Annotated in this window: 14 protein-coding genes and 1 pseudogene; 5 read left to right on the top strand and 10 right to left on the bottom strand. The window is 38.2% G+C overall.

Annotated features, from left to right (window positions below; all coding sequences use genetic code 11):
- Window positions 1-80 precede the first annotated feature (80 nt).
- Together B5V81_RS01735 and pncB are read left to right on the top strand one after the other, a co-directional pair.
- Window positions 81-8,650: pseudogene (locus tag B5V81_RS01735) on the top strand (glycoside hydrolase family 94 protein).
- Between the two features lie 132 nt (window positions 8,651-8,782).
- Entirely contained in the window at window positions 8,783-10,087 is a 1,305-nt protein-coding gene (gene pncB / locus B5V81_RS01730; RefSeq protein WP_212111598.1) for a nicotinate phosphoribosyltransferase, read from the top strand.
- 808 nt (window positions 10,088-10,895) lie between these two features.
- Here pncB and B5V81_RS01725 read toward each other — a convergent pair.
- The 10 genes from B5V81_RS01725 to nth all read right to left on the bottom strand — a co-directional run bounded on the left by B5V81_RS01725 (window position 10,896) and on the right by nth (window position 21,979).
- Complete coding sequence (locus tag B5V81_RS01725; RefSeq protein WP_212111597.1) at window positions 10,896-11,282, bottom strand: YbaN family protein; 387 nt, start codon at window positions 11,280-11,282, stop codon at window positions 10,896-10,898.
- A gap of 440 nt (window positions 11,283-11,722) precedes the next feature.
- A complete protein-coding gene (locus tag B5V81_RS01720) occupies window positions 11,723-12,628 on the bottom strand; it encodes a metal ABC transporter permease (protein ID WP_212111595.1) in 906 nt (301 codons plus the stop codon).
- Window positions 12,625-13,491, bottom strand: a complete 867-nt coding sequence (locus B5V81_RS01715) for a metal ABC transporter permease (protein ID WP_212111593.1) — start codon at window positions 13,489-13,491, stop codon at window positions 12,625-12,627. Before B5V81_RS01715 ends, B5V81_RS01720 begins: the two co-directional genes overlap by 4 nt.
- Complete coding sequence (locus B5V81_RS01710) at window positions 13,488-14,318, bottom strand: manganese/iron ABC transporter ATP-binding protein (protein WP_212111592.1); 831 nt, start codon at window positions 14,316-14,318, stop codon at window positions 13,488-13,490. Before B5V81_RS01710 ends, B5V81_RS01715 begins: the two co-directional genes overlap by 4 nt.
- A complete protein-coding gene (locus tag B5V81_RS01705; protein ID WP_212111591.1) occupies window positions 14,315-15,223 on the bottom strand; it encodes a metal ABC transporter substrate-binding protein in 909 nt (302 codons plus the stop codon). The genes B5V81_RS01710 and B5V81_RS01705 overlap by 4 nt, the downstream gene beginning before the upstream one ends.
- A 1,567-nt stretch (window positions 15,224-16,790) precedes the next feature.
- Window positions 16,791-19,205, bottom strand: coding sequence for a phenylalanine--tRNA ligase subunit beta (pheT, locus tag B5V81_RS01700; RefSeq protein ID WP_212111590.1), 2,415 nt, complete (start codon window positions 19,203-19,205; stop codon window positions 16,791-16,793).
- Between the two features lie 31 nt (window positions 19,206-19,236).
- Window positions 19,237-20,319 (bottom strand): phenylalanine--tRNA ligase subunit alpha, encoded by a 1,083-nt coding sequence (pheS, locus tag B5V81_RS01695; RefSeq protein WP_212111589.1) that lies wholly within the window; start codon window positions 20,317-20,319, stop codon window positions 19,237-19,239.
- Window positions 20,320-20,413: 94 nt separating this feature from the next.
- On the bottom strand, window positions 20,414-20,815 hold the full coding sequence (rplT, locus tag B5V81_RS01690; protein ID WP_212111582.1) for a 50S ribosomal protein L20: 402 nt from the start codon (window positions 20,813-20,815) through the stop codon (window positions 20,414-20,416).
- Between the two features lie 33 nt (window positions 20,816-20,848).
- Window positions 20,849-21,052 (bottom strand): 50S ribosomal protein L35, encoded by a 204-nt coding sequence (gene rpmI / locus B5V81_RS01685; RefSeq protein ID WP_212111580.1) that lies wholly within the window; start codon window positions 21,050-21,052, stop codon window positions 20,849-20,851.
- Between the two features lie 165 nt (window positions 21,053-21,217).
- Window positions 21,218-21,979 (bottom strand): endonuclease III, encoded by a 762-nt coding sequence (nth, locus tag B5V81_RS01680; protein ID WP_244979337.1) that lies wholly within the window; start codon window positions 21,977-21,979, stop codon window positions 21,218-21,220.
- Window positions 21,980-22,100: 121 nt separating this feature from the next.
- On the opposite strand from nth, the gene B5V81_RS01675 reads away from it, so the two are divergent.
- The 3 genes from B5V81_RS01675 to ilvD all read left to right on the top strand — a co-directional run bounded on the left by B5V81_RS01675 (window position 22,101) and on the right by ilvD (window position 25,675).
- The gene (locus tag B5V81_RS01675) at window positions 22,101-22,532 is read left to right on the top strand and encodes an Hsp20 family protein (protein ID WP_212111578.1); all 432 of its coding nucleotides are present in this window, start codon (window positions 22,101-22,103) and stop codon (window positions 22,530-22,532) included.
- 25 nt (window positions 22,533-22,557) lie between these two features.
- Window positions 22,558-22,809: a BQ00720 family protein gene (locus B5V81_RS01670; protein WP_100129773.1), complete on the top strand. Its 252-nt coding sequence runs from the start codon at window positions 22,558-22,560 to the stop codon at window positions 22,807-22,809.
- A gap of 1,027 nt (window positions 22,810-23,836) precedes the next feature.
- Complete coding sequence (gene ilvD / locus B5V81_RS01665; protein WP_212111576.1) at window positions 23,837-25,675, top strand: dihydroxy-acid dehydratase; 1,839 nt, start codon at window positions 23,837-23,839, stop codon at window positions 25,673-25,675.
- Window positions 25,676-26,100: the final 425 nt, after the last annotated feature.

Below are 26,100 nucleotides of genomic sequence, written 5' to 3'. Positions count from 1 at the left end.
GCCTATCAACGATTCACGATTCAGATAAAATGCTTACAATTTAAATAAAAAACGATGTAATTGAATAACAATAGGACATTATGGCGTGCACAATACCTCTCATAAAATACTTTTTTCTTACAAGAAGGGAAAAAATTATTTTATTAATACGGACTTTCCTCTTCGTGCAATTTATAAAGCACAGGAAGATCTTCATAATCTAGGACATGATATAGCTTCTGACAAAGAAATTTTACTTCCTGAATATGAAGGAGTAGTGGATTTTCGCAAGAGATTGAATGAAAATGCTAAGCTTATCCTTCATGCCTTTCATACCAGTGATTTTGCTGCTCAAAATGATGAAACTGTTGCACCATCTGCTCAATGGCTCATTGATAATCATTACACCATTGATAAAACCATACAACAATTACGCCGTAATCTTCCAAAGTCCTTCATAAAGAAACTTCCTCTTTCTACTCGAAAAGCAGGGATACCACGTATTTTTGCTTTAACTTGGCTTTATATTGCACATACCGATAGCAGCTTCTCACAAGAAACGCTTACGGCTATGATCAATGGGTTTCAAGAAGTTTGTGCGCTCACAATTGGTGAATTGTGGGCTCTTCCCTCTGTTATGCAAATGTTGCTCATTGAAAATGTTCGTCGTCTTTCAGTGCATATCGAAAAAGCGGGGCATATGCGCCATCTTGCGGGTAAAGTAGCTGATAAAATTTCTCTTGTAGAAAATAAAACAAGTTTAAACGCTCTTTTTACGCAGTACAAACCATTCACTGCTGACTCAACTTTTTCAGCGCATTTATTCTATCGCTTACGCAGTGCATCTGTCGATTCAACGGTAGCGTTAACTTGGCTTGAAAGGCAATTGGAAAGTCAAGGAAGTAGCTTAGAAAGCGCAACAGCCGATGAACACACTCGACAAGCGGCAGATGGTGTGACCATGGGCAATATTATTCGTGCTCTTAAAGCTATAGATGATGTTGATTGGACTGTATGGTTTGAAACAGTCAGTTGTGTTGATGCTATTTTGCGTAAGAATAGTGATTTTTCTGAAATTGATTCTCATTCACGCAGTACTTATCGACAAGTCATTGAAAAAATTGCACGTTTTTCGCCTCTTAGCGAGCTGGAAATTTCCCATAAAGTTGTAGAAATGGCCAACACCACCTTTGAAGATACGCCTCATTATTCCTCTATTGGGTGGTATCTTGTCGATGATGGTCGTGATGCCTTTGAAAAGGCGTGTGGATATACTCCGCCTCCTCTCATAAAATGGGCACGCACTTTTTATTGCTTAAAACTGAGAGTCATTGCTATTCCTATCTCTTTTCTAACATTTGCTCTTTTACTTGTAGTTTACATCCTTTTACAAATATCTGGTATGACACCATGGTTATCCCTTTGTTTGACTGTATTGGCGCTTTTTCCTGCTATGGATGCGGTTTGTGCTTTATTTAATACGGTTATTTCGTGGTTTGTTCCATCAAGACAGCTCATTGGTTATGAATATAAAGAAGGTATTCCGAGCCATGCACGTACAATGGTTGTTGTGCCTACTTTGATGACATCACGCGATGATATTGATGCGCAAGTGCATAATCTTGAAGTGCACTATCTTTCCAATCCTAAAGGTGCTGTTCATTTTGCACTCATTACAGATTGGGTGGATGCTCCCTTGAGAGAAACGCAAGATGATCTTGATTTGTTGCACTATGCGCAAAGAAGCATTGATAAACTCAATAGTCGTTATCATCGTGATGAATTTCCTGTTTTTTTCCTTTTACATCGCCGACGTCTTTATAATAGCAGCGAAAAATGTTGGATGGGATGGGAGCGAAAGCGGGGAAAACTTCATGAACTCAATCGGCTTTTAAGAGGTGATAAAAATACGAGCTTTTACCCTACCAGTCCATATCTTCCTATGGATTGCCGTTTTGTTATGACGCTGGATGCCGATACACGTCTTACCCCTGAAAGCGTCACAAAACTTGTTGGAAAGCTTAACCATCCGCTCAATCATCCTATTTTTGATCCGCAAAGTGGAAAAGTTGTAAAAGGCTATAGCATTTTGCAACCACGTATTATTCCTTCTCTGACAACAGAAAAAAAAACATCAATTTTCCAACGGGTTTTTTCTACCAACCGTGGGATTGATCCTTATGTTTTTGCTGTTTCTGATACTTATCAAGATCTTTTAGGAGAAGGCACCTTTATCGGTAAAGGTCTTTATAATATTGATGCATTTGAACAAGCACTTCACGGCAAAGTTAAAGAAAATACGGTTCTCAGTCATGATCTCTTAGAAGGAGGATACGCTCGTAGTGCTCTTGTAAGCAGCATAGCCGTCATTGAGGATTATCCAACAGCTTATAATATTGATGTTATGCGTTATCATCGCTGGATTCGCGGTGATTGGCAACTTTTGCCTTATCTTTTTTTGCCTCGTCAAATAAGCTTGGTGACGCGTTGGAAAATGCAGGATAATTTGCGTCGTTCTCTCACGCCACTGATGTGGTTAATTGCAGCATTTGCAGGATGGGTTCTTTTGCCATTAAAGAGTGCAATTGTCTGGCAGATATTTTTATTGCTTAGCATCTTCATTGCACCCATTTTATGTGTATTAAAAACGCTCGTTGCATCCAATATAGATCATTCTTTGCGCGGACATTTTCAATTAATTTGGAATAAAACTGCTCTTACAAGCACTTATATATTTCTCAAAGTAACTTTTCTTGCTCATTCGGCGTATTTTATGACTGATGCGATTATTCGTACACTCTATCGTATGACGATTTCAAAACAGCATCTTCTTGAATGGAAAACTTTTGTCGCAACAAAATCAATGCCCAATAGTTTGCGTTTCTACGTGCTTACAATGGCACCAGCATCGCTTATTGGTGCTCTTGCTATAGCGCTCCCTCTTTTTTTTGATGTTTTTGTAAGCTTTATTGCTTTGCCTTTAGGGATAGCATGGTTTTTTTCACCTTTCATTGCTTGGGTTGTGAGTCGATCTTCAACATTTCAAGATAGCCTTTATCTTTCTTCAAAAGATGAAAAAATGCTTCGTTCTATTGCACGGCGGACGTGGCTTTATTATGCAACCTTTGTCAATGCACAAAACAACTATTTGCCTCCCGATAATTTTCAAGAAGATCCTGAACCTCTTGTTGCTCAACGTACATCTCCTACGAATATCGGGGTTTATCTTCTTTCTATTATTGCTGCCCGTGATTTTGGCTGGATTAGTTTTGAAGAGACCATCACCCGTATTGAATGTACATTACGCTCTCTTGCAAAAATGGAAAAGTTCCGTGGTCATCTCTATAATTGGTATGAAACCGATACACTCAGACCTCTTTTACCCACTTATGTATCAACCGTTGATTCAGGAAATCTTGCTGGTCATTTGATCACACTTTCTTCTGCTTTAAGTGAATGGGCTGAAAAACCATCTCTTCTTTTTCAAAGTGATCGAGAAGCCTTATCGGATGTTCTGACTATTCTTGAAGAAACTGTCAAAGAAATTCCAGATCATCAACCCAGTTTATGTTCCTTACGGCAAAGAATCGAAGAAAATATCACTCGTTTTCATCACTCTGTCTGTACTTTTGTAGACCAAGAAAATACGATCCCTTCTCACATTAAGGATCTTTCATATGCGGCCCACGATATTCTACATTTAGTCAATGAACTCGACCAAAAAATTCAAACAATAGAATCTGCTTGTGCACTTTCTTGGGTTAAACGCCTTATCGAAACCTGCGACGCTCATCATCATGATGCAACGGTTCATTTTGATACTGAAAAATTATGCAAAAAACTAAATAGGTTGGCTACAGCGGCACGGCAAATAGCCTTTGACATGAAATTTGATTTTTTAGAACAACCTAAACGGCATCTTTTATCGATAGGATATCGTGTACAAGAAAACAAACTCGATGAAAATTGTTATGATCTGCTTGCTTCAGAAGCACGTCTTGCAAGCTTCTTTGCCATTGCAAAAGGAGATATAAAACTTAAACATTGGTTTCATCTTGGTCGACTCCTCATTCCCGTAGGTTGGAAAGGTGCGCTCCTCTCATGGTCTGGTTCCATGTTTGAATACCTTATGCCATCTCTTGTAATGCATGAACCTTTAGGCTCTTTACTAGATCAAACAAATCGATTGGTTATTCGATGTCAAATACAATATGCTCATACACGGGAATTGCCATGGGGTATTTCAGAGGCCGCATTTAACGCTCGTGATCATTTGATGAATTATCAGTATGCTCATTTTGGTGTTCCAAGCCTCGGACTTCAACGGGGTCTCTCACGCAATACTGTCATTGCTCCCTATGCCAGCCTCCTAGCGGCACAATATGCTCCTTCTCGCGCTGTTGCCAATTTAAAACGACTCCGTGATCTTGGAGCTTTAGGAACATACGGTTATTATGACTCTATTGATTTTACTCCTTCACGCGTAAAGACAGGGGAAAAATACGCTGTTGTACGCAATTATTATGCACACCATCATGGTATGTCTATTCTTGCTCTTAACAATGTTATTTTTCAAGGGAGAATGCGTGATCGTTTTCATCGTGATCCCATTATTGAAGCAACGCAATTGCTTTTACAAGAGTGTGCTCCCTATCTTATTCCTATTATTCACACCAAAGCGATTAATGGTATACGCAATAAGTCTCAAACATTGAATGCTGCTCCTTTGCGCATTATTACAAATCCGTTGCTCAAACCACGCGAAACTTTGCTCTTATCAAATGGTTCTTATTCTACCATGCTAACAGCGAATGGTTCTGGCTATAGCCGTTGGCACGATTATGCGATTACACGCTTTATTCCTGATGCAACAGAAGATCAACAAGGGACTTTATTCTTCTTACGCGATACACATAGTGGACGGTGGTGGTCTGTGACGTGTGAACCAACACGCGTTATTGAAGAAGAAGCTGTCAGCATTTTTACAGATGAAAAGGCTGAATATACAAAAATGGTTGATGGTATCAAATCAACACTTGAATGTCTTATTACATCTGAAGGATGCGGTGAAGGGAGACGTCTTCAACTGATAAATACAACAAACAAAGATTGTCTTATTGAAGTTACCTCTTATGGTGAACTAGCGCTCGCAACAATGGATATGGATAATGCTCATCCTGTTTTTTCGCGGATGTTTATAGAGACGGAAATTGCTGAGGAAGGCAAAACAATTTTTGCCAAAAGGCGCAAACGCTCACCTAACGATCCTGAGATCTATATTGCCCATTTTGTTTCCAGTACAACGGATACTCTTCAAGAGACAGAAGCTGAAACAGATCGCTTTCTGTTTATTGGTCGGGGGCGATCCATTCATCGTCCCGCTGCATTTGACCAAAATGCTCGTTTTAGTAACAGTCAAGGTTGCGTTCTTGATCCTATTATGTCATTGCGATGCCGTATAAAAATTCCAGCTCATGGAAAAGCAGAACTTATCTTTTGGACTTTTGCTGCGCATACAAAAGAAGCACTGCATAATCATATGAAACATTATCGACAACCTGATATGTTTCAAAAAGAACTTTCAATGGCATGGACACGCTCACAAGTTGCACTGTATCAGAGTGGAACTCAGCTTAAAGAAGCGATTGTTTATCAAAAATATGCAACGCCGCTTATCTATCCTGATCGAACATGGCGTCTTCCTTCTGAAATATTGGCAAAAACGCTTGGAAAACAGTCTGATCTTTGGCCCATGTCCATCTCAGGAGACAATCCACTCTGTCTTCTTAGATTAAATAACGAGGGAAATATAACTGTACTGCGTGAACTCCTTAAAGCACATGAATATTGGCGTATGCGTGGTCTTATTGTTGATTTGGTCATTCTCAATGAACAAGCATTTTCCTATATACAAAATACACAACGCGTCCTTGAATGGGTATGCGAATCTTATCGACATCACATGCAAAAAACAGATGAACGCCAACATATTTTTACACTTCGGCGTGATCAAATAAATGAACAAAGTTTTAAAACGCTTCTTGCATCAGCACGCATTATTCTTGATGCCCAAAATGGCTCTCTATCTGAACAGCTTAAACGAATTGAGGGGAATGATTTTGATTTCTCAATTCGTAAAAATTATCAGGGACCTCATGATCAATTAGACTTACCAAGACATAACAAGGGAAGGCAAATTATAACACAAACTGAACAAAATCTTTTTGCTTCCATTGGTCTTGCTAGCCGACAAAAACCTTCTTCTCCTTTCATTGATGGGGAAGATCTAAAATATTGGAATGGTTATGGTGGTTTTAATCAGCATAATCATTACGCAATACGTCTTTATGGACACACCACGACACCGCATCCGTGGATTAATATTATTGCTAATCATGGGTTTGGTTTTCATGTTTCTGCTGAAGGTGCCATTTTTACTTGGGTTAACAATAGCCGCGATTATCAATTAACCCCTTGGGCGAATGATCCAACGTCTAACCGGCCAGGCGAAGCACTTTATCTGGTTGATCGCCAGTCTTTAAAACGTTTTTCACCTGTTTCTGCTGTAGAATGTGCTGAAAATGTTGTTTATGAGGCTTGTCATGGTTTTGGATTCTCAACTTTTAAATCGACACATTCAGAAATCGCATTAGAACTGACCCACACACTCGACCCAGAAAAACCTGTTCGCTTTTCACGTCTTATCCTCAAGAATAAAGGGGAAAAACCACGCAGTTTACGCCTTTATAATTATGTTGAATGGGTTTTAGGAAATGTTCGTACAAAATATGCTCCCTTCATTATTCCCTCTTATGAGGCTAAAAGAGGGGTACATTTCATTGAAAATCCTTATCACATTGAAAAATCTCAACAAGTCACATTTTTATCAGCATCGGAAATGCCAACCAGCACCACAACCAATCGCAGCGAATTTATCGGTGCAACGGGAAGCATAACACACCCAAATGCGATCCGTAAAGCCAGCGCACTTTCGAATACCATTGAAGCAGGATGTAACCCTTGTTCAGCATTTTCCTATGATATTGATCTTCAACCAGGGCAAACAAAAGAAATCATCTTTTATCTTGGCAGCGCTGAAAATAGAAAAGAAGCTGAGAAATTACTCAATCAAGCACGTGCAAGTGATTTTGAAACTTTGCTCACACAACAAAAACGATATTGGAGAGATTTTGTTTCTCCACTCCAAGTCAAAACACCTGATCCCTCTTTCGATATTATGGTCAACCATTGGCTTCCCTATCAAATCTATGCATGCCGGATTATGGCACGCGCAGGCTTTTACCAAGCAAGTGGTGCATTTGGCTTTCGTGACCAGTTACAAGATAGCTTATCTTTGTTATTGCTGAAACCGCAATTAGCCCATGAACAATTATTAAATGCAGCAGCGCACCAATTTCTTGAAGGGGATGTGCAACATTGGTGGTTGCCTGAAACAAATGCTGGTGTTCGCACACACATTTCTGACGATATCGTTTGGCTTGCATATGCAACAGCTCTTTATGTCAATACCACTGGCGATAATGCCTTTCTTGATACGCTCATTCCTTTTATTGAAGGTGATGTTCTCAAAAGTGGGCAACAGGACGCTTATTTTCAACCCACTCAATCCTCAAAGGTTGCAACAGTTTATGAACATTGTGCTTTAGCTCTAGACCTTGCCATTAAACGCTGTGGATCCCACGGTCTTCCTCTTATTTTAGGTGGCGATTGGAATGATGGCATGAATTTGGTAGGTGTTGAAGGAAAAGGCGAAAGCACTTGGTTGGGATGGTTTCTTGGATGCACACTACAAGCATTTATTCCTTTGGCCAAAAAACGTGGTGACAACAGCCATATGCAAATATGGAGTACGTACCTTGAACGTTTGAAAAAATCCCTAGAAGAAAACGGTTGGGATGGTGCTTGGTATCGACGGGGTTATTTTGATGATGGAACGCCTTTTGGCTCTCAAAGCAATGATGAATGCCAAATTGATACCATTGCTCAATCTTGGTCTGTCATTTCTCAAATGGCACCGCTTGAGCGCCAAAAACAGGCTATGGCCTCAATGCTTGAACATCTCTATGATAAACGAGGAAAACTTCTACGTCTTTTCTGGCCCCCTTTTGATAAAACAACTCTTGAACCCGGTTATATAAAAGGTTATCCTCCTGGCATTCGAGAAAATGGTGGGCAATACACCCATGGCGCTATTTGGAGTATTTTAGCATTGGCTGAAATGGGACAAAACGATAAAGCTTATGCTTTATTTTCTATGATTAATCCAATTATCCATGGACAAAATCCTGAAACTTATCGTGTTGAACCTTATGTAATGGCGGCAGATATCTACGCCGTTGAACCACGATGTGGTCAAGGTGGTTGGACATGGTATACAGGCTCAGCCGGTTGGTTTTATCGTGCTGCAATAGAAGCTATCCTTGGAATAAAGCGTCAAGGAGATCTATTGTTTTTACAGCCACATTTACCCTCTATTTGGCCAAAATGTGAAGTAAAAATGAAATTTTATGAGGCTGTTTATACCATTAAAGTAAAATGGGGATCTAAAAATATGCTCTATGTTAATGACAAAGAATATACCGAAATTCATACAGGTATAAAATTACAAAAAACAGGTAAGCATGAAATTATACGTATTGTTAAATCTTAAAAATGGAAAAAGAGAGCAGATTTTTTATTCTTTTCCAAAAATTGTAGAGTTGTTATACTTCTTGCACCACCTATATTGACCGTATTGGTGCATAATAAGTTTAGATTCTATGAGATTGAAAGAAAGAGGATTATGAATCATCCCGATATTGCTAGACGTGTTTACAATCATACTTGGAAACTTGATCCCATTATTCGTTCACTTCTCGATACGGATTTTTATAAGCTTCTTATGGTACAGATGATTTGGGGACTTTATCCCACTGTCAATGTTACTTTTTCTCTTATAAACCGCTCTAAAACAATACGTCTTGCCGATGATATTGATGAGAGTGAATTGCGTGCCCAACTTGATCATGCTCTTAGTTTGCGCTTTACAAAAAAAGAAATGATCTGGCTTGCTGGTAATACATTTTATGGACGCAAACAAATTTTTGAACCGGATTTTCTTCAGTGGCTTGAGAATTTTCAACTCCCAGAATATGAACTAACCCGTAAAGATGGCCAATATATTCTTCATTTTCATGGTTCATGGGCTCATAGCTCTATGTGGGAAATTCCAGCTCTTGCTATTATCAGTGAATTACGTTCACGTGCGGCGATGAAAAAACTGGATCGCTTTGCTCTTGATGTACTTTATGCACGTGCTAAAGCAAAAATGTGGAGTAAAGTTGAATGTCTTAAAAATTTGCCTGATATTAAAATATCCGACTTTGGTACAAGGCGCCGCCATTCTTTTTTATGGCAGCGCTGGTGTGTTGAAGCATTAAAAGAAGGTATTGGGAGTTCTTTTACGGGAACTTCTAATGTCCTTCTTGCCATGGATACAGATTTAGAGGCTCTTGGAACCAATGCGCATGAATTGCCTATGGTCATTGCTGCTCTCAGCAACAATGATGATGAATTACGCAGAGCTCCGTATCAAGTTTTGCAAGATTGGAACCGTTATTATGGTGGAAATCTTCTCATTGTTTTACCTGATACCTTTGGTACAGAAGCATTTTTATGTGATGCTCCAGATTGGGTAGCAGATTGGACAGGCTTTAGACCGGATAGTGCACCCCCTATAGAAGGTGGAGAACGTATTATTCAATGGTGGAAAGAAAAAGGAAAAGACCCACGCGAAAAACTTTTAATTTTTTCGGATGCACTTGATGTCGATACAATTGAAAAAACCTATCATCACTTCCATGGGAAAGTGCGCATGAGTTTTGGATGGGGCACTGATCTTACCAATGACTTTACAGGCTGTGCACCTAAAGAAATTACAACCCTTGATGCTCTTTCTCTTGTTTGTAAGGTGACCTATGCCAATGGGCGACCAGCCGTAAAACTTTCAGATAATCCTGAAAAAACGATCGGTGATTCAAAAGAAGTACAACGTTATATCAATTTTTTTGACAATAAAGCGCGCGTTACTAGACCTGTCAAGATGTAGTTTTTTGGCTCTTTAAACGGATATATTAACGCATCCTATTGTTTATAAGGTTAATTTTTCCACCCTAAAGACGGGGATTTTTAACCCTTACGGATCTGTAAATAGTTAGGCTACTCGTTGAGCAGATTCCACTTTGCTTCCAACAATGCGGTTTATTTACCGATAAGCAAAACTTGAAAAATATGCACGATGCATTTTAAAAAATTTAATCTGCCAAGGAATTTTTAGTTAAGGAAGCTTATATGCTTTATATCATTGTTATAGATAAAGGCATTTTACAGCATAACAGGATACTATCATTATGCACGTTGAGTGAGAATTCTCGAATCTCATAAAAAACAGAGAATGCTATAATATGTTTATTTCGAATAAGTTGTATGCAAAGTCAGAAAATTTATTTACGCGCATATCATCGCAAGAATACAATGTTCTCATCCAGAGATATGAAAACAAACGAAATTCTTTGTTAGAAAAAAAGATATAATATCAATGTATTTTCAGTAGAGATGTATATAGAGATTTGTACGAGCATGCTTTACAAAAATAAAGTCTCTTCATGAATGTGATTTATCATTGTTTACAAAGCAACTTTTTATGAGTTTTAAAAAGGCTTTTTGCATAATTTTCTTTGCTTATAAAATTATTTTACAAGTATATCATTAATCAATCGCTTTTAAAAAGCTTGTTAGTTCATATACGTTTTGAATAGGGAGGTTTTATATCTACAATGTGAGGGAAAAGATTCTCTCATCATTCTAACAAATAAGTCAAAGCTCTAAAGGGCATCTCATAAAGTTTTTTTATGTCATTATGAAGATGGACGTGTCACGATATAAATAGCAATCAACAATAATATAACGGCAACGAGTAAAAAAATCCATAAAGGAGGGTGTACCATCACGAAAAAGGATAATCCCCCCCCTATCATACTCATCACTGCAAAAATTTTAACAAATGGAGAGATAGCTCTTCTTTCTTCCCATTGTTTAAGAGGGGGACCGAAAATACGATGATTATTCAACCAGTGATGAAAACGTGGAGAAGAACGCGTAAAACACCATGAGGCAATCAACAAAAAAGGCATCGTCGGCATAATAGGTAATACCACACCGATAATACCTAATATAACCATTGCCCAACCTGCTATATAATAGCAGAGGCGCAAAGGATGTGATATCTTGAAATATTTCTTCATTCTCTCGTATTATTTTCCTCCACGTAAAATTTTACGCAAAAAATTATATCTGTTTCATCGTTTATATGTTTGAGTGGATAATTCCTCTCCATCATTTCCCCTCGCCACCATTTCTATGTGCCACACATTTCTATGTGTAAGTGTCTTGGACTTTCATAAGTTCCTTCAAGATACTAAATAGCTTTGCAATATGATAATTATTTTAAATGGTTTCAAGAAATAAGAGGAGATTTTAGAAAAGCAAAAAAATAAAAAGGCTGCAGAATAAATCAATGCAGCCTCTTAATTAAGAATGCAGCATTGGGGGGGGAGAAAATGTACTGCATTCATTTGCTAGACATTAGGAGGAAAAATAACCTAGCGACTCGACGTCTAATTAAAATAAGCATGAAAAACAATATATAAAAATGCATTGCTGATATGCATAGATTTGATCACCGTCAAGTTTCTTGAACTGTATTTCGCCGAAAGAAAGTCATCATGAAAATGACAATAAAAATCAACGTCAAGATTAACACGATTGTGGAAGCAGAATCAGAGCCGATAAACAAGCTAAGATAAATCCCTAAAAAGCCAGAAAAAGCTGCAATAAGTATCGCGATCATTAACATAAAAGAAAACCGTTTTGTGACAAGATAGGCAATTGCTCCTGGTGCTATGAGTAAAGAAATAACAAGCACAATACCAACCGCTTTCAAAGCCGCAACAATTGTAAGAGAAATCATCGTGAGAAGGGTATAGTGGAGCAGTGATATTCGCAATCCCATTGCACGTCCTTGTACTGAATCAAAAATATACAGCATAAAATCGCGCCATTTTGCTCCTAAAGTACAAGTAACGATGGCAGAAATGATTGCTGTCTGTGTAATATCAAGCCAACTAACACCCAACAGGTTACCGAATAGAATATGATTTAAATCTAAGCTACTATAGATAGATGTTGCCAAAACAAGCCCTAAACCGAACATCGATGAAAAAACAACCCCCATCACTGTATCCTGTTTGATACGACTGTTACCTCCCAAAAAGCCTGTTGTAAGCGCACAAACCATACCCGCAACAAAAGCACCACAAGTAATCAAGGTCATTGTAATATTCTCTGGACGCATATGCTGGACCCAAGCAAATGGCAAAGAAGTTAAAAGTGCTATCACCCACGGTGTTGTCATATAACCAACAACAACACCTGGAAAGACTGCATGGGAAATGGCGTCGCCTAACAGTGCCCATCCTTTCAAAATAAGAAAACAGGAAAGCATCGCCATTGGAATAGAAAGGATCATAACAATAAGCATGCCTTTCAGCATAAAAGAAAACTGAAAAGGAAGTAGTAATTGATCAATCATGATAACATCACACCTTTTTTTGCTGCATTTATACGTAAACGCGCAGCAATATATCCGTGTTTAGGAGCAAAAATAAAAGCTAACATAAATAAGAATGCTTGAAAAAGTACGACAACTCCGCCCGTTTGTGCATTCAAAAAATAACTCACATAAACACCTAATACGCTTGTGAGTGTCCCAATTATAACTGCAATAACCAAGATATTCACAAAACGATCACTTAAAAGATAAGCTGTTGCCCCAGGCGTTACAACCAAACAAATAACCAAAAACGCTCCAACCGTTTGCATAGCAGCAACGGTACAAGCAGCCAGCAAGGTGAAAAAGAGAATCTTTAAAAACTTTACATTCAATCCAATGGCACGAGCGTGTGTTTCATCAAATAAAGAAACAAGGAGATCTTTCCATTTCACAAGCAATATAAATAAAGAGAAAAAACCAATAAAAGCCAATTGTATGATATCTGATGAACTAACTGCTAAAATATTTCCTAAAACAATTGTATCAATATTAACAGCCATTGGTTTTAATGATTTGAGAAATAATCCAAAAGCAAAAAAGGAAGAAAAAATGAGACCAATAATGGTATCTTCTTTCAGTTTTGTCCTCTGATTAAAAAACAGCATTGCTGCCGCAGCAAGACCACCAGAAAAAAAAGCGCCAAGTGAAAAAGGTAACCCTAAAAGGTAAGCTCCTGCTACACCAGGAACAATTGAATGGGAGAGTGCATCACCAATCAATGACCAACCTTTTAACATCAAAAAAGCTGAAAGAAAGGCACAAACACACCCAACTAATCCAGAAACCCACATTGCATTCACCATATATTGATAGCTCAGTGGTTCAAGCAACCAAGAAATCATGCGACGTGCCCCACTCTTTCAATATTTTCGCAAACTGCAGACTGTTTTCTCCCCATGAAAGCATCATTTTTTTTCGTGCCTTGAAGATCAAAAATATGGTGATGCAAAGAGCCTCCGAAAGTTTTCTCCAGATTTTCCTTTGTAAAGATTTTTTCTGTTAACCCAGAAGCTAAAACGGTTCCTTTTATTAAAACTGTATGATCACAAAATTCTGGAACAGAGCCTAAATTGTGGGTAGAGACCAAGATTACTGCTCCTTCTTTACGAAGATCTTGTAACAAAGCAATGATTTTATCTTCTGTTGTAACATCAACCCCTGTAAACGGCTCATCTAATAAAATAGCTTTTGCTTTCTGTGCCAGAGCACGCGCTAGAAAAACGCGCTTTTTTTGTCCACCTGAAAGTTCTCCAATCTGGCGCTTGGCAAAAGGCAACATATCCACGCGTTCCAATGCAACACGAACGGCTTCATAATCCTGCGCCCGTGCATAGCGAAAGAAATTCATATGACCGTACCGCCCCATCAAGACAACATCTTCAACCAGAACAGGAAAATTCCAATCTACATCTTCACTTTGAGGAACATAAGCAATAAGATTTTTTTTCAAAGCTATATCAACGGGCAAATCAAACATGCGAATTTTCCCTTTTGAGGGGCGTACAAATCCCATAATTGCTTTAAATAATGTTGATTTACCGGATCCATTAACACCGACCAATGCTGTAATAGAACCCTTGGGACTTTCAAAATTTACTTCACGTAAAGCCGTATGTCCATTACGATAAGTTACCGTTACTCCTTGGGCAAATATTCCACATTCCGTCATCGGCTTTTTACTCCCTCTAATAAGGCTTTGCTGATACGATCACTCGTGACACGTAATAAATCAATATATGTGGGGACCTCACCATTTTTCTCACTTAAAGAATCAACATAGAGAACACCACCGTATTTAGCTCCTGTTTCTCTTGCCACTTGTTTAGCAGGTGCTGGAGAAATTGTGCTTTCAGAAAAAACTGCATGGATATTGTATTTGCGAACCATATCAATCACATGCTTAACCTGCTGTGGTGTTCCTTGCTGGTCAGCATTGATTGGCCATAAATAAAGTTCTTTCAGATCAAAATCACGTGCCAAATAACTAAATGCACCTTCACTTGTTACAAGCCAACGCTTATCTTGAGGAACTGCTGACAATTCAGCTCTGATTGGATCAATTGTTGCGCGAATCTTCTGTTTATAAATTTCGGCATTTTCTTTATAAGTATCAGCATGTTCAGGATCATACTTTACAAAAGCATCACGAATATTATCAACATAAATCAGAGCAGCGGTCGGTGACATCCATGCATGAGGATTGGGTTTACCGCTGAAGGGACCCTCACCAATTTTAATTGGTACAACACCTTTTGACACAACAACACTTGGAATATCTTTGATATTTTGAAAAAATTTTTCAAACCAAAGTTCTAACTCTAACCCATTCCAAAAGATAAGATTTGCACCTTGTGCACGCATAAGATCACGTGGGGTGGGTTGGTATTCGTGAATTTCTGCACCTGGTTTTGTGATTGATTCAACATCAGCGGCATCACCAGCTACATTTCGCGCCATATCAGCAATAATGGTGAATGTCGTAACAGCTTTAAATTTACCAGCACATACCGCTAAATTGGGAGTAAAAAAAATAAGACTTCCCAGAATTAGAGTAAAAATCTTTTTTATATTCATTAAATTATCTCTTTATTGCGAATGATTTGCATTATCATTTAGCGATAACAGTTATTTTTTGCATTTGCAATGAAGAATTTTTACAAAAATTAACTTTTCAAGCCCTTTAAAAACAATTCTTTTTCACTTTGAAAATTCATCTTGAAAAAATGGGCGATTTTAAAGGAAAATTGCTTTGTTGTTTTGCAAAGCTTTTATAAAAAGCTGAAATATCTTTCTCATTCATTTCTGGTAAGCTTATGTTTTTATAGCATTTATTTATTTCATAAAGTCTGTGTTTTTTTGTTGCTCATTAATCAACATCTAATCCGAATGATAACAAATTAATTTATAAGGAAACGTATCGTTTTATTCAGTTTATTAACTGAATAATATAGGTTTTTCTCAATTTAAATCCTTTTATTATGAATCAATGACTACTTTTTATATGTCCATTCTAAGCAGAGTGACCTGTAAACAAAAACGATAAAAAGGGATAAAAATTCTTTTATGACCTTTCTCCAATACAAGGACTTGTCGGCTATATGAAAGCTAAAAAAGAGAAAGTATAATGGAGCCAATTTGCCCTTTACCAAGCTAAAGAGGTTAATGCAGAATAAAACTTTAATCATACCATATCATTCATAGATGCTGTCGTGAAATAAACTGAGAAGCAGTGAAATATGTTTCTTAAAACAAGTACACATTTGAAAAGATATTCCGTTTAAAGGCTTTATAAGCAATTTTCGCTTTTATCTGCCAAAATGGAGAAAAATATTACAGTCTTTTGAAACGCAAACGTAGCCTCTTTAGAAAAAATATGAAGATGCAAACTAAAAACCGTCCTTCGATTATCTTCCCTTTTTAATTTGTTTTGACGTACAATGAATTTTGAAAACCCAAAAGGTTTTAGTATGTTACCGGTGCTGCTAATAGATCAGTTAGTCACGTTATTTACAGCCATTATGCAATTTGTGCACTTTTAAAAAGCATCTCAAGCAATGTCTTTGAATTCATGGAATGCATATTCTCCCATGTTTTTACTCTCATTTCTCAATGAAATTACGCACCCCTCACAAAAAAAGAAGGTTCAAAACAAGAAACTTATTATGTCATTCATGCACTTGTTTTAACAAAACATCTTATATTCATTTCATGGCGATACCTGTAAGGTGCAAATACACCCAAAGGGAATAAGATCCATTAAGCATCATCATTTACTTTACAAAATGCGGCACCATTATTTCATTTTTTCAATCCCGATATTGCATGATCCATCCCTCATATTGCAATAGGCTTTGGCATTTGAGAGCCTGTATAAGAGGCATTTTTACTCCTTTTTTTATGGTTTCTATATAACCACTCCACTTTAAGGTACGAAAATAAAAGATTTTTATTCATTCAAAGATAATTTGAAATGGTGAGTCTTATAATATTAGAGACTTTATTTAATATGAGAAATTATCATTATAAATAAATAGATTTTAGTAAAACTCTCTTTCAAAAGAATTCTATAGATCTCAAATCCTAAAAAAATAAAGGAGCACTTAAAAGTGCTCCTATCTTTATAAAAGTAATCCGAAAATACTCAACGACGAAGATAAGCACCTGTCATTTTGGTGACATTTTCTATTACTTTTTCAGCAATTTCTTCCAGATCCTTATCTGTCAAAGTGCGTTCAATCGGTTGAATAACAATCTCAATGGCAACAGATTTTTTATCTTCACCAAGGCTTTGATCTTCAAAAAGATCAAAAATTTGCACGGAATGAATCAGTTTTTTATCAGCTCCTTGAGCAGCACGAACAATAAGAGAAGAAGCAATCGTTTTATCAACGATAAATGCAAAATCACGCCGCACCATTTGAAAAGGCGATAATTTCAAAGGAGGACGGTTTTTTGTTGCTTTTTTCTTTGGCTCTGGAATTTGATCGAGAAAAATTTCAAAGCCGCATAAAGGACCACTGATGTCTAATTTTTCTAAGGTTGCTGGATGAAGAACACCAAAAAAGCCAAGAATAATCTTTGATCCAAGTTTTATGACTCCTGAACGACCTGGATGATACCAATCGGGAGCTTCAACTTCAATCTGTACTTTCCCAACATCTATATCGCATGCTTCTAAAACAGCTAAAGCATCTGCTTTGGCATCAAAAACATCAACGGCGGTTGCATTTCCATTCCAAAAACGCCCAGCGCCTTCAAATTGCTCTGTGCCACGACGAATCCCACTTACAACACGTCGTTGTTTATCAGGGGTATTGCCTTCATAAATGCTGGAAACTTCAAACAAAGCAAGATCAGAAAAACCACGATCAGCATTTCTCTGTGCTGCTAGAAGCAAACCAGGTAAAAGAGAAGGACGCATCACTGACATATCAGTGGCAATAGGATTGACCAGTTTAAGCTCTGCTTGACCTCCCCCAAAAGCAAGAGCCTGATTTTCAGAGATAAAAGACCACGTTACGGCTTCTTTCATACCGCGATGAGCTAAAGCTAAACGGGAAGCGCGTGAACGAATTTGCGCGCATGTTAAAATTTGCTCTTTTCCTTTTGTGAAGTTTTCCAAAGGAATAGGCTGAATTTTATCTAATCCATAAATTCTCATGACTTCTTCCACCAAATCGGCTTTGCCCATAATATCAGGGCGCCATGATGGTACTTTTACTGCAACGACATCTCCTTTTTCCTCAACGCAAAATCCAAGTTTCGTTAAAATAAAGATGACTTTTGCAGGCTCTATTTCCAAATGTGTCAAACGTTTAATTTCAGAAAAAGGAAAAGCGATCTGTTTGGTTTCTTGTTGCTGATAGCCAACAATTTTCGCTTTGGATACTTCACCGCCACAAAGACGTAAGACCATTTCTGTTGCAATCTCAAGCCCTGTTTCCATAAAAGCTGGATCAACACCTCGTTCAAACCGATAACGTGCATCACTGATAAGACCCAATGTTCGCCCTGTCTGTGCGATGCTTTTTGCATCCCAAAGTGCCGATTCAATAATAACGCGCTGTGTTGTTTCATCACAACTCGTTCTTTCACCCCCCATGATACCTGCAATCGAAACAACACCTTCTTCATCGGCAATGACACAATCCTGAATGTTCAAATGATAGATTTTTCCATTAAGTGCTTGAAGTTGTTCTCCTTTACGAGCACAACGGACATACAAATTCCCTTTAATTTTATCTGCATCAAAAACATGGAGCGGACGACCAAGGTCAAAACTGATGTAATTGGTCATATCAACAAGTGCGTTAATCGGTCTCAAACCAATTGCATTCAAACGTTGTTGCATCCACTGTGGTGATGCGCCATTTTGAACATTACGCACTTCACGCCAAGCAAAACCTAAGCATAACGATGAATCTCGCGAAAAATCTAATAAAACATCGAGGGGGGTATCAAAGGAAGCTTCAAATTTTGGTAAAGATAATTCTTTTAATTGTCCGATTCCAGTGGCAGCAAGATCACGTGCAATACCGCGAACACCTGTGCAATCAGAGCGATTGGGGGTTAATCCGATATCAATGATCGGGTCATCTAAACCAGCATAAGCAGCAAACGAAACTCCAATGGGACTATCTTCCCGAAGTTCGATAATGCCATCGTGTTCATTTGATAATTCAAGCTCTGCTTGTGAACACATCATCCCAAAACTTTCAACACCGCGAATTTTTCCGATAGATAATGTCACATCGAGTCCTGGAATATAAGTACCTGGTCGTGCAAGAACACCAACAAGCCCAGCGCGCGCGTTTGGTGCTCCACAGACGACTTGAACAGGCGTAGAAGTTCCCATATCCACTGATAAAATTTGAAGTTTATCTGCATCAGGATGTTTTATTGCGGTTAAAACTTTTGCAATCACAAAATCTTTTAAAGAAGAGCGATCATCAACGTGGTCAACCTCAAGACCGATAGCGGTTAATTTCTCACAAATTTCATCCAAAGATGCATCTGTCTCTAAGTGATCTTTTAACCACGACAAAGTAAATTTCATTTTAAAACCTCACATGAAAGCGATGATAAGATCAGACATTTCTATTAGGAAAAAAAGCAGGCATATCAAAGCAACGAAAGCCATAATGGTCTAACCAACGCAGGTCAGCATCAAAAAAAGCTCGTAAATCAGGCATGCCGTATTTCAACATAGCAATACGATCAATACCCATTCCCCACGCAAAGCCTTGATATTCATCGGGATCTAAACCAACATTTTTCAACACATGAGGATGCACCATTCCGCATCCTAAAATTTCCAACCAATCCTGTCCTTCACCAAATTTTACTTCTGAGCCAGAACGATCACATTGAATATCCACTTCCATAGATGGTTCAGTAAAAGGGAAAAAAGAGGGACGAAAACGCATTTTTACAGAAGGAACTTCAAAAAATTCTTTACAAAAGGTTTCATGTAGCCACATCATATGGGCAATGGTGGAGGTTTTATCGATGACAAGACCCTCGACCTGATGAAACATGGGCGAATGCGTTGCATCCGAATCCATGCGGTAAGTTTTTCCAGGAATAATGATCCGTATCGGTGCTTTTTGCTTTTCCAGTGTGCGAATTTGTACAGGTGATGTGTGGGTCCGCAATAATTTCCGCTTTCCTGTATCATCAACATCAAAAAAGAAGGTATCGTGCATTTCACGCGCTGGATGCCCTTCAGGAAAATTCAATGCCGTAAAATTATAATAGTCTGTTTCAATATCTGGACCTTCTGCAAGAGAAAAACCCATTTTTGTATAAATAGCTATAATTTCCTCAATGACCTGAGAAATAGGATGGATACGCCCTCGTTCTATAGGTGAAGAACGAACAGGCAAGGTAACATCGACCGTTTCACGAGAAAGACGGGCATTCATTGCTTGCCTTTTTAGAAGATCACGCTTTTTCGCCCATAATTCCAAAATACGATTTTTTAATCCATTAAGAACTGGTCCAGCTTTTTGGCGCTCGCTAGCTTCCATCTTTCCTAATGCTTTTAATTTTTCAGAGATGCTTCCCTTTTTTCCCAATGCTGCAATACGCACTTCTTCAAGTGCCTGTTCATCACCCGCAGCTTCTAAGGCTAAACAAATTTCTTGTTCCAGACGCTCAATATCGTTCATATTTTTGCCTATTTTTTTAATAAGAAAAACCCGCACTCGCCACAGCCAGCACGGGACCTCGAATAAATAAATGCTTTAAGAGAACACGACTGGCTTACTTAACAGCGCCTTCAAAAGCATTAGGTGTTGTGTCTTTTAAATATTCTAAAGCTTTTTTTGCCGAAGCGACTAAAGCAGAAAATGCTTCCGTCTCATAGATTGCTATATCTGAAAGAACTTTACGATCAACTTCAATACCGGCTTTCGATAAACCATCAATAAAACGTCCATAAGTTAAACCTTCTGCACGAACAGCCGCATTAATTCTCTGAATCCACAAAGCACGGAAAGTACGCTTTCTATTTTTGCGGTCACGATAAGCATATTGCTTTGAACGATCAACTGCTGCTTTAGCAGCACGAATGGTATTTTTACGTCGACCATAAAAGCCTTCAGCTTGTTTAAGAACTTTTTTGTGCTTAGCGTGTGCCGTCACACCTCTTTTCACACGTGCCATGTTATAATCTCCTAAAAATCAAAAGCGTAAGGCTTAAATACCATTCGGCAAATAATGCTGAATGACTTTTTTAGTATCTTGTTCGCACAAAACCATTGTTCCACGTGCGTCGCGAATAAATTTATTCGAACGCTTAATCATGCCGTGGCGCTTACCAGCAGCTGCTACTTTAATTTTGCCTGACGCAGTGATTTTAAATCGCTTTTTAGCGGATGATTTGGTCTTCATCTTGGGCATTTTGCTACTCCATTAACAGTAATTGATTCAATCAAACATCTCATTCATTCAAGCGGACCAACGCTTTAATAAGCATTAAAACAGCCACGGCATGCCCTGCCGGGCGGCTTTTTAAAAATTAAAGAGGCCTTCATAAGCTAGTATACACAAAATAGCAAGAGTGTATTACAAAAAAATCGGTGCTCCATTGCCTTGAATCTCAACCAAAGGTGCCGGAATAGCATTTGTTTTGCTTGCGGCTTTACATAAATCGGCAATAATGCATTTCGTACATTGTGGTTTACGGGCTTGACAAATATAGCGACCATGTAAAATCAGCCAATGATGCGCGTGACGAAGATAATGAACCGGTATAATTTTTAATAATTTTTTCTCAACAATCTCTGGTGTTTTTCCAGGCGCCAAACCAAGACGATTGCTTAAGCGAAAAATATGTGTATCTACCGCCAATGTAGGCTGACCAAAAGCAACATTTAAAACGACATTAGCTGTTTTTCGCCCCACGCCTGGAAGGGCCATAAGTGCTTCACGCGTATCAGGGACTTGACCACCATATTGATCAATTAAACAGTTAGAAAGTGCATAAACATTACGTGCTTTTGCACGCCAAAGACCAATTGAACGGATATGATTTGCTATTTCTTCTTCCCCTAGTGCAACCATTTTTTCCGGTTGATCAGCAAGGCAAAATAATTCTTTTGTCGCTTTATTAACGCTTACATCTGTTGCTTGAGCTGAAAGAACAACGGCAATTAAAAGCGTAAAAGTATTTATATAGTTAAGATCACTCTTAGGTGTTGGGCGTTGCACAGAAAAACGGCGAAATATTTCCGCAATTTCATCTTTATTATACAATATACTAGATAAATTCCGCACCTTTGATAATTTTATGGTATTTCGAGGTATTTTTATGTTACTTTGAGGCATTGAACTCTCTTAATCTTCTCTCTTGAAGTTATCATTTACGCTCGCCATATGAGAAGAATGCAGCGAACACTTTAATATAGAGTTTGGTCAAGTAAAGCCGCTTTAAAGAGGATACTCATGAATGACACATGTGACACCTTTCTCCAATCCTTTTCTTTTAGGATTTGAAACCGTAGAAAAAATATTACAACGTATCGGTAAAGCTGATGAGGCTTACCCAGCCTATAATATTGAACGTTTACATAAAAACGATGATGCAAATCATATCCGGATAACTTTGGCTGTTGCTGGATTTAAGATTAACCATCTTAATATTTTGCTCGATGATAATCAATTGGTTATTCATGGTAAACAAACCGACAATCAAAATCATCAATATTTATATCGTGGTATAGCCGCACGACAATTCCAGCGGACCTTTGTTCTCGCGGAAGGAATGCACGTCACAAATGCCGAGTTGAAAAATGGTCTTTTATCAATTAATCTGTATCAACCGAAATTAAAAAAAGAAATAAAGCAGATTCCAATTAAAGTCAGTAGTGGTGAGTTATAAAAGTTAAGGCGTAAAGGAATAGGAAATGGGAGAACATAAACAAAACTTGTCGTTTCAGAATACATCCTACTCTGAGGCGGGACAGATTGCCTATTTAAAGAAAGTTTGTACAGATGATCTGGCTAAAAACTTTCCAGATCTTCCCCCCATGACTCCAGGCATTACCATATGGGCTCTCTTTGGTGAAACTGGTTATCCTATCATTTTATCCGATGAGCGCTCTATCGCTCTTGCTGGAGCTAATGAGCATGAGCTACAAATTGTAACTCTGCACTAGATTGCGCTTTACGAGAAAAAACTGGTTACTTTAATAAATTCTATCTGTTTTTTCTCAACTAAAGGGTCTTGGACTGTTTAGCAGTATTGTTGGGCTTTTGCTTTCTTTTGTTGGTGAGTGCGTTTAGTATCTTGGTATTGTATGGGGGCTTAAACAAGGATTAGCAATCTACAGCGATATGCGTTATCATATTGATAAGTATTCATACTTATTTTTTGCAATTGGAACGAGCGTTCTGAAAGTCATAAGGTTTTCTTATATTGATCAATTAGAATTACTTGCTTGCCCAGCATAAGTAGAGTTGGCGTGTAGGTAAAAAATACTCGAAAAAAGAAATAAAAATTCCTCTTATGAATTGTCTTAATTGCCAAAGATGTTCGCAACATTGGGAATGAGTAAAATATATGATTTTACTAAATTTTTCTTTACATGAGTGTAAAGGGGGGATGCTTTATCAATTTTATTTATGAGGCTGTTATACTAGCAACGGGCTTGGTGATGAAATAGGCTAGAGTGCATTGAGAAATATTTCTTAAAAACGAATGCATGAATGGGCTATACAAGTATTTCCATATTGAAGAGTTTTAAAAACAAAAGCATGAGACAATGCGTCATCATTATTTAAAAGATATTGCTATGGCAGTTTTTGAAAGGTGTAAATCTGAACTGTAAGAAGATGATAGTTTTTTACAATTAGGCTGTCTTCTTGTTCCAGAAATTACGCAAACATATATACAGAATATATTCACCCAATCTAACATACAAAAATCTGGAACATTTCATGTTGCACTGAACCATTTTGATACTTGTTTCAAACATGAAGTTGTGTTGGGATTAGATGTTGCTTAACATGTAATAAAAAAATAAAGTTTTATGACTTTATGGAGAAGTTTATACAGTGCTTTTAATTTTGTGCTTCAAATGCCTCAGTACAAAGTATTTTTCTCTTTTGAATATTAAAGCTCTTGTTTTTATAGTGAAGTTACAGCACAACAAGCGAAATGGAATTATTTGAGGGGAAAAAATAATGCCTTCTTACCGTTCAAGAATATCGACTCACGGGCGTAATATGGCAGGAGCTCGCGGTCTTTGGCGTGCAACAGGGATGAAAGATGCGGATTTTGGTAAACCCATTATTGCGATTGCGAATTCTTTTACACAATTTGTACCAGGGCATGTTCATTTAAAAGATCTTGGGCAATTGGTTGCACAACAGATAGAAATTGCCGGTGGTGTTGCAAAAGAGTTTAACACCATTGCTGTCGATGATGGAATTGCGATGGGGCATGATGGAATGCTTTATTCTTTGCCCTCACGTGAAATTATTGCTGATTCTGTAGAGTATATGGTCAACGCCCATTGTGCGGATGCTCTTGTCTGTATTTCTAATTGTGACAAAATTACTCCTGGAATGTTAATGGCTGCTTTACGGTTGAATATTCCAACAATCTTTGTTTCAGGTGGTCCTATGGAAGCGGGTAAGATTAAATGGAAAGATCAAGATTTAAGGGTTGATTTGGTTGATGCTATGGTCGCAGCCGCTTCAGAACAGAATTCAGAAGAAGAAGTTGCTGAAATGGAGCGTGCCGCTTGCCCTACATGTGGTTCTTGTTCAGGAATGTTTACGGCAAACTCCATGAATTGCTTAACGGAAGCCTTGGGGCTTTCGCTTCCCGGAAATGGATCAGTGCTCGCAACACATGCAGATCGACGGATGCTTTTTGAAGAAGCTGGAAGGCAGATTGTTGCATTGGTCAAGCGTTATTATGAAAAAGATGATGCAACAGTTTTGCCACGCTCTATTGCCTCACGCAAGGCTTTTGAAAATGCTATGACCGTTGATATAGCCATGGGGGGATCAACCAATACCGTACTGCATCTTTTAGCTGCGGCGCAGGAAGGTGAGGTGGATTTTACCATGACGGATATTGATCATCTTTCACGTCGTGTTCCAGTTTTATGCAAGGTTGCTCCTGCTGTTGCGAATGTCCATATGGAAGATGTTCATCGCGCAGGTGGTATTATGGGGCTTTTAGGCGAATTAGATGCGGCGGGACTTATTGATACCTCAACTTATACGGTTCACGCAAAAACGATGAAAGAAGCTCTTAATCATTGGGATATAAAACAAACCAATGAACCAACAGTTTGTACATTTTATCGTGCTGCTCCAGGGGGTATTCCAACACAGATAGCTTTTAGCCAGTCTTGTCGCTATGAAAATCTTGATCTTGATCGTGAAAAAGGTGTGATTCGCGATAAGGAACATGCCTATTCACAAGATGGAGGATTGGCAGTTCTTTATGGAAATCTTGCAAAAGATGGCTGTATTGTAAAAACAGCAGGTGTTGATCAATCAATTTTAACCTTTAAAGGTCCGGCAAGAATTTTTGAAAGCCAAGATTCAGCAGTGTCAGCTATATTAAAGGATCAGATTAAAATAGGTGAAATTGTTTTAATCCGTTATGAAGGTCCCCGTGGTGGACCTGGGATGCAAGAAATGCTTTATCCAACGAGTTATCTCAAATCTAAAGGATTAGGCAAAGTTTGTGCACTTGTGACGGATGGACGTTTTTCAGGGGGAAGCTCAGGGCTCTCAATAGGGCATATTTCACCAGAAGCTGCGGAAGGAGGAGAAATTGCATTGGTGGAAGAAGGAGATATCATAGAAATTGATATTCCAAACCGTAGCATTCATATGTTGGTTGATGACGTTGAGATGAAGCAGCGTCGTGCTAAGATGGAAGCAAAAGGAAAAGGCGCTTGGCAACCGGTTGAGAAGCGCCAGCGTAAAGTTTCAAAGGCTCTCAAAGCTTATGCTGCGATGACCACATCTGCTGCAAAGGGTGCAGTTCGCAATATTTGATGAGGCGATATCATAAAAATTAATATTCCAAACCGCAGCATTTATATGTTTGTTGATATTGTTGAGATGAAGTAGTCTGATGTAAAAGAGGATAGTACTCTGAGAGATTTTGCGGCATCTTTTGCACGATATTCTAAGCGAATTATTTTATGAATTTAGCGCTTATCAGAATATTTCGAGTCATCGTGAGGACAAGAAAAAGCAGCCGAGGATTTTTTTAGCAATGATATAAGGTCGATAAAGCTGGATATAGCATTTCGCTTTTCACGTCATATTCTAGTTTTATACAAGATGACGATTTCCTGACTTATCTTATGAAAGATATTTATTGTACTGGTGATATTATCTTGTTGTGCTCTAAAACACTGTCATTGAGGAGTATGATATAAGATAGCCTCCAGCTTTTTTTATATAAGAGTTAGCCT

The sequence above is a fragment of the Bartonella queenslandensis genome (assembly GCF_018155095.1).
GTDB lineage: Bacteria > Pseudomonadota > Alphaproteobacteria > Rhizobiales > Rhizobiaceae > Bartonella > Bartonella queenslandensis_B.
Note: the sequence above shows the minus strand (reverse complement) of the source record. Positions and strands in the feature narration are given on the sequence as shown.

Excerpts from the sequence above, each read along its gene's own strand:
- pncB (WP_212111598.1), top strand. The coding sequence starts at position 8,783 with ATGAATCATCCCGATATTGCTAGACGTGTTTACAATCATACTTGGAAA.
- B5V81_RS01725 (WP_212111597.1), bottom strand. The coding sequence starts at position 11,282 with ATGAAGAAATATTTCAAGATATCACATCCTTTGCGCCTCTGCTATTAT.
- B5V81_RS01720 (WP_212111595.1), bottom strand. The coding sequence starts at position 12,628 with ATGATTGATCAATTACTACTTCCTTTTCAGTTTTCTTTTATGCTGAAA.
- B5V81_RS01715 (WP_212111593.1), bottom strand. The coding sequence starts at position 13,491 with ATGATTTCTTGGTTGCTTGAACCACTGAGCTATCAATATATGGTGAAT.
- B5V81_RS01710 (WP_212111592.1), bottom strand. The coding sequence starts at position 14,318 with ATGACGGAATGTGGAATATTTGCCCAAGGAGTAACGGTAACTTATCGT.
- B5V81_RS01705 (WP_212111591.1), bottom strand. The coding sequence starts at position 15,223 with ATGAATATAAAAAAGATTTTTACTCTAATTCTGGGAAGTCTTATTTTT.
- pheT (WP_212111590.1), bottom strand. The coding sequence starts at position 19,205 with ATGAAATTTACTTTGTCGTGGTTAAAAGATCACTTAGAGACAGATGCA.
- pheS (WP_212111589.1), bottom strand. The coding sequence starts at position 20,319 with ATGAACGATATTGAGCGTCTGGAACAAGAAATTTGTTTAGCCTTAGAA.
- rplT (WP_212111582.1), bottom strand. The coding sequence starts at position 20,815 with ATGGCACGTGTGAAAAGAGGTGTGACGGCACACGCTAAGCACAAAAAA.
- rpmI (WP_212111580.1), bottom strand. The coding sequence starts at position 21,052 with ATGCCCAAGATGAAGACCAAATCATCCGCTAAAAAGCGATTTAAAATC.
- nth (WP_244979337.1), bottom strand. The coding sequence starts at position 21,979 with ATGCCTCAAAGTAACATAAAAATACCTCGAAATACCATAAAATTATCA.
- B5V81_RS01675 (WP_212111578.1), top strand. The coding sequence starts at position 22,101 with ATGACACATGTGACACCTTTCTCCAATCCTTTTCTTTTAGGATTTGAA.
- B5V81_RS01670 (WP_100129773.1), top strand. The coding sequence starts at position 22,558 with ATGGGAGAACATAAACAAAACTTGTCGTTTCAGAATACATCCTACTCT.
- ilvD (WP_212111576.1), top strand. The coding sequence starts at position 23,837 with ATGCCTTCTTACCGTTCAAGAATATCGACTCACGGGCGTAATATGGCA.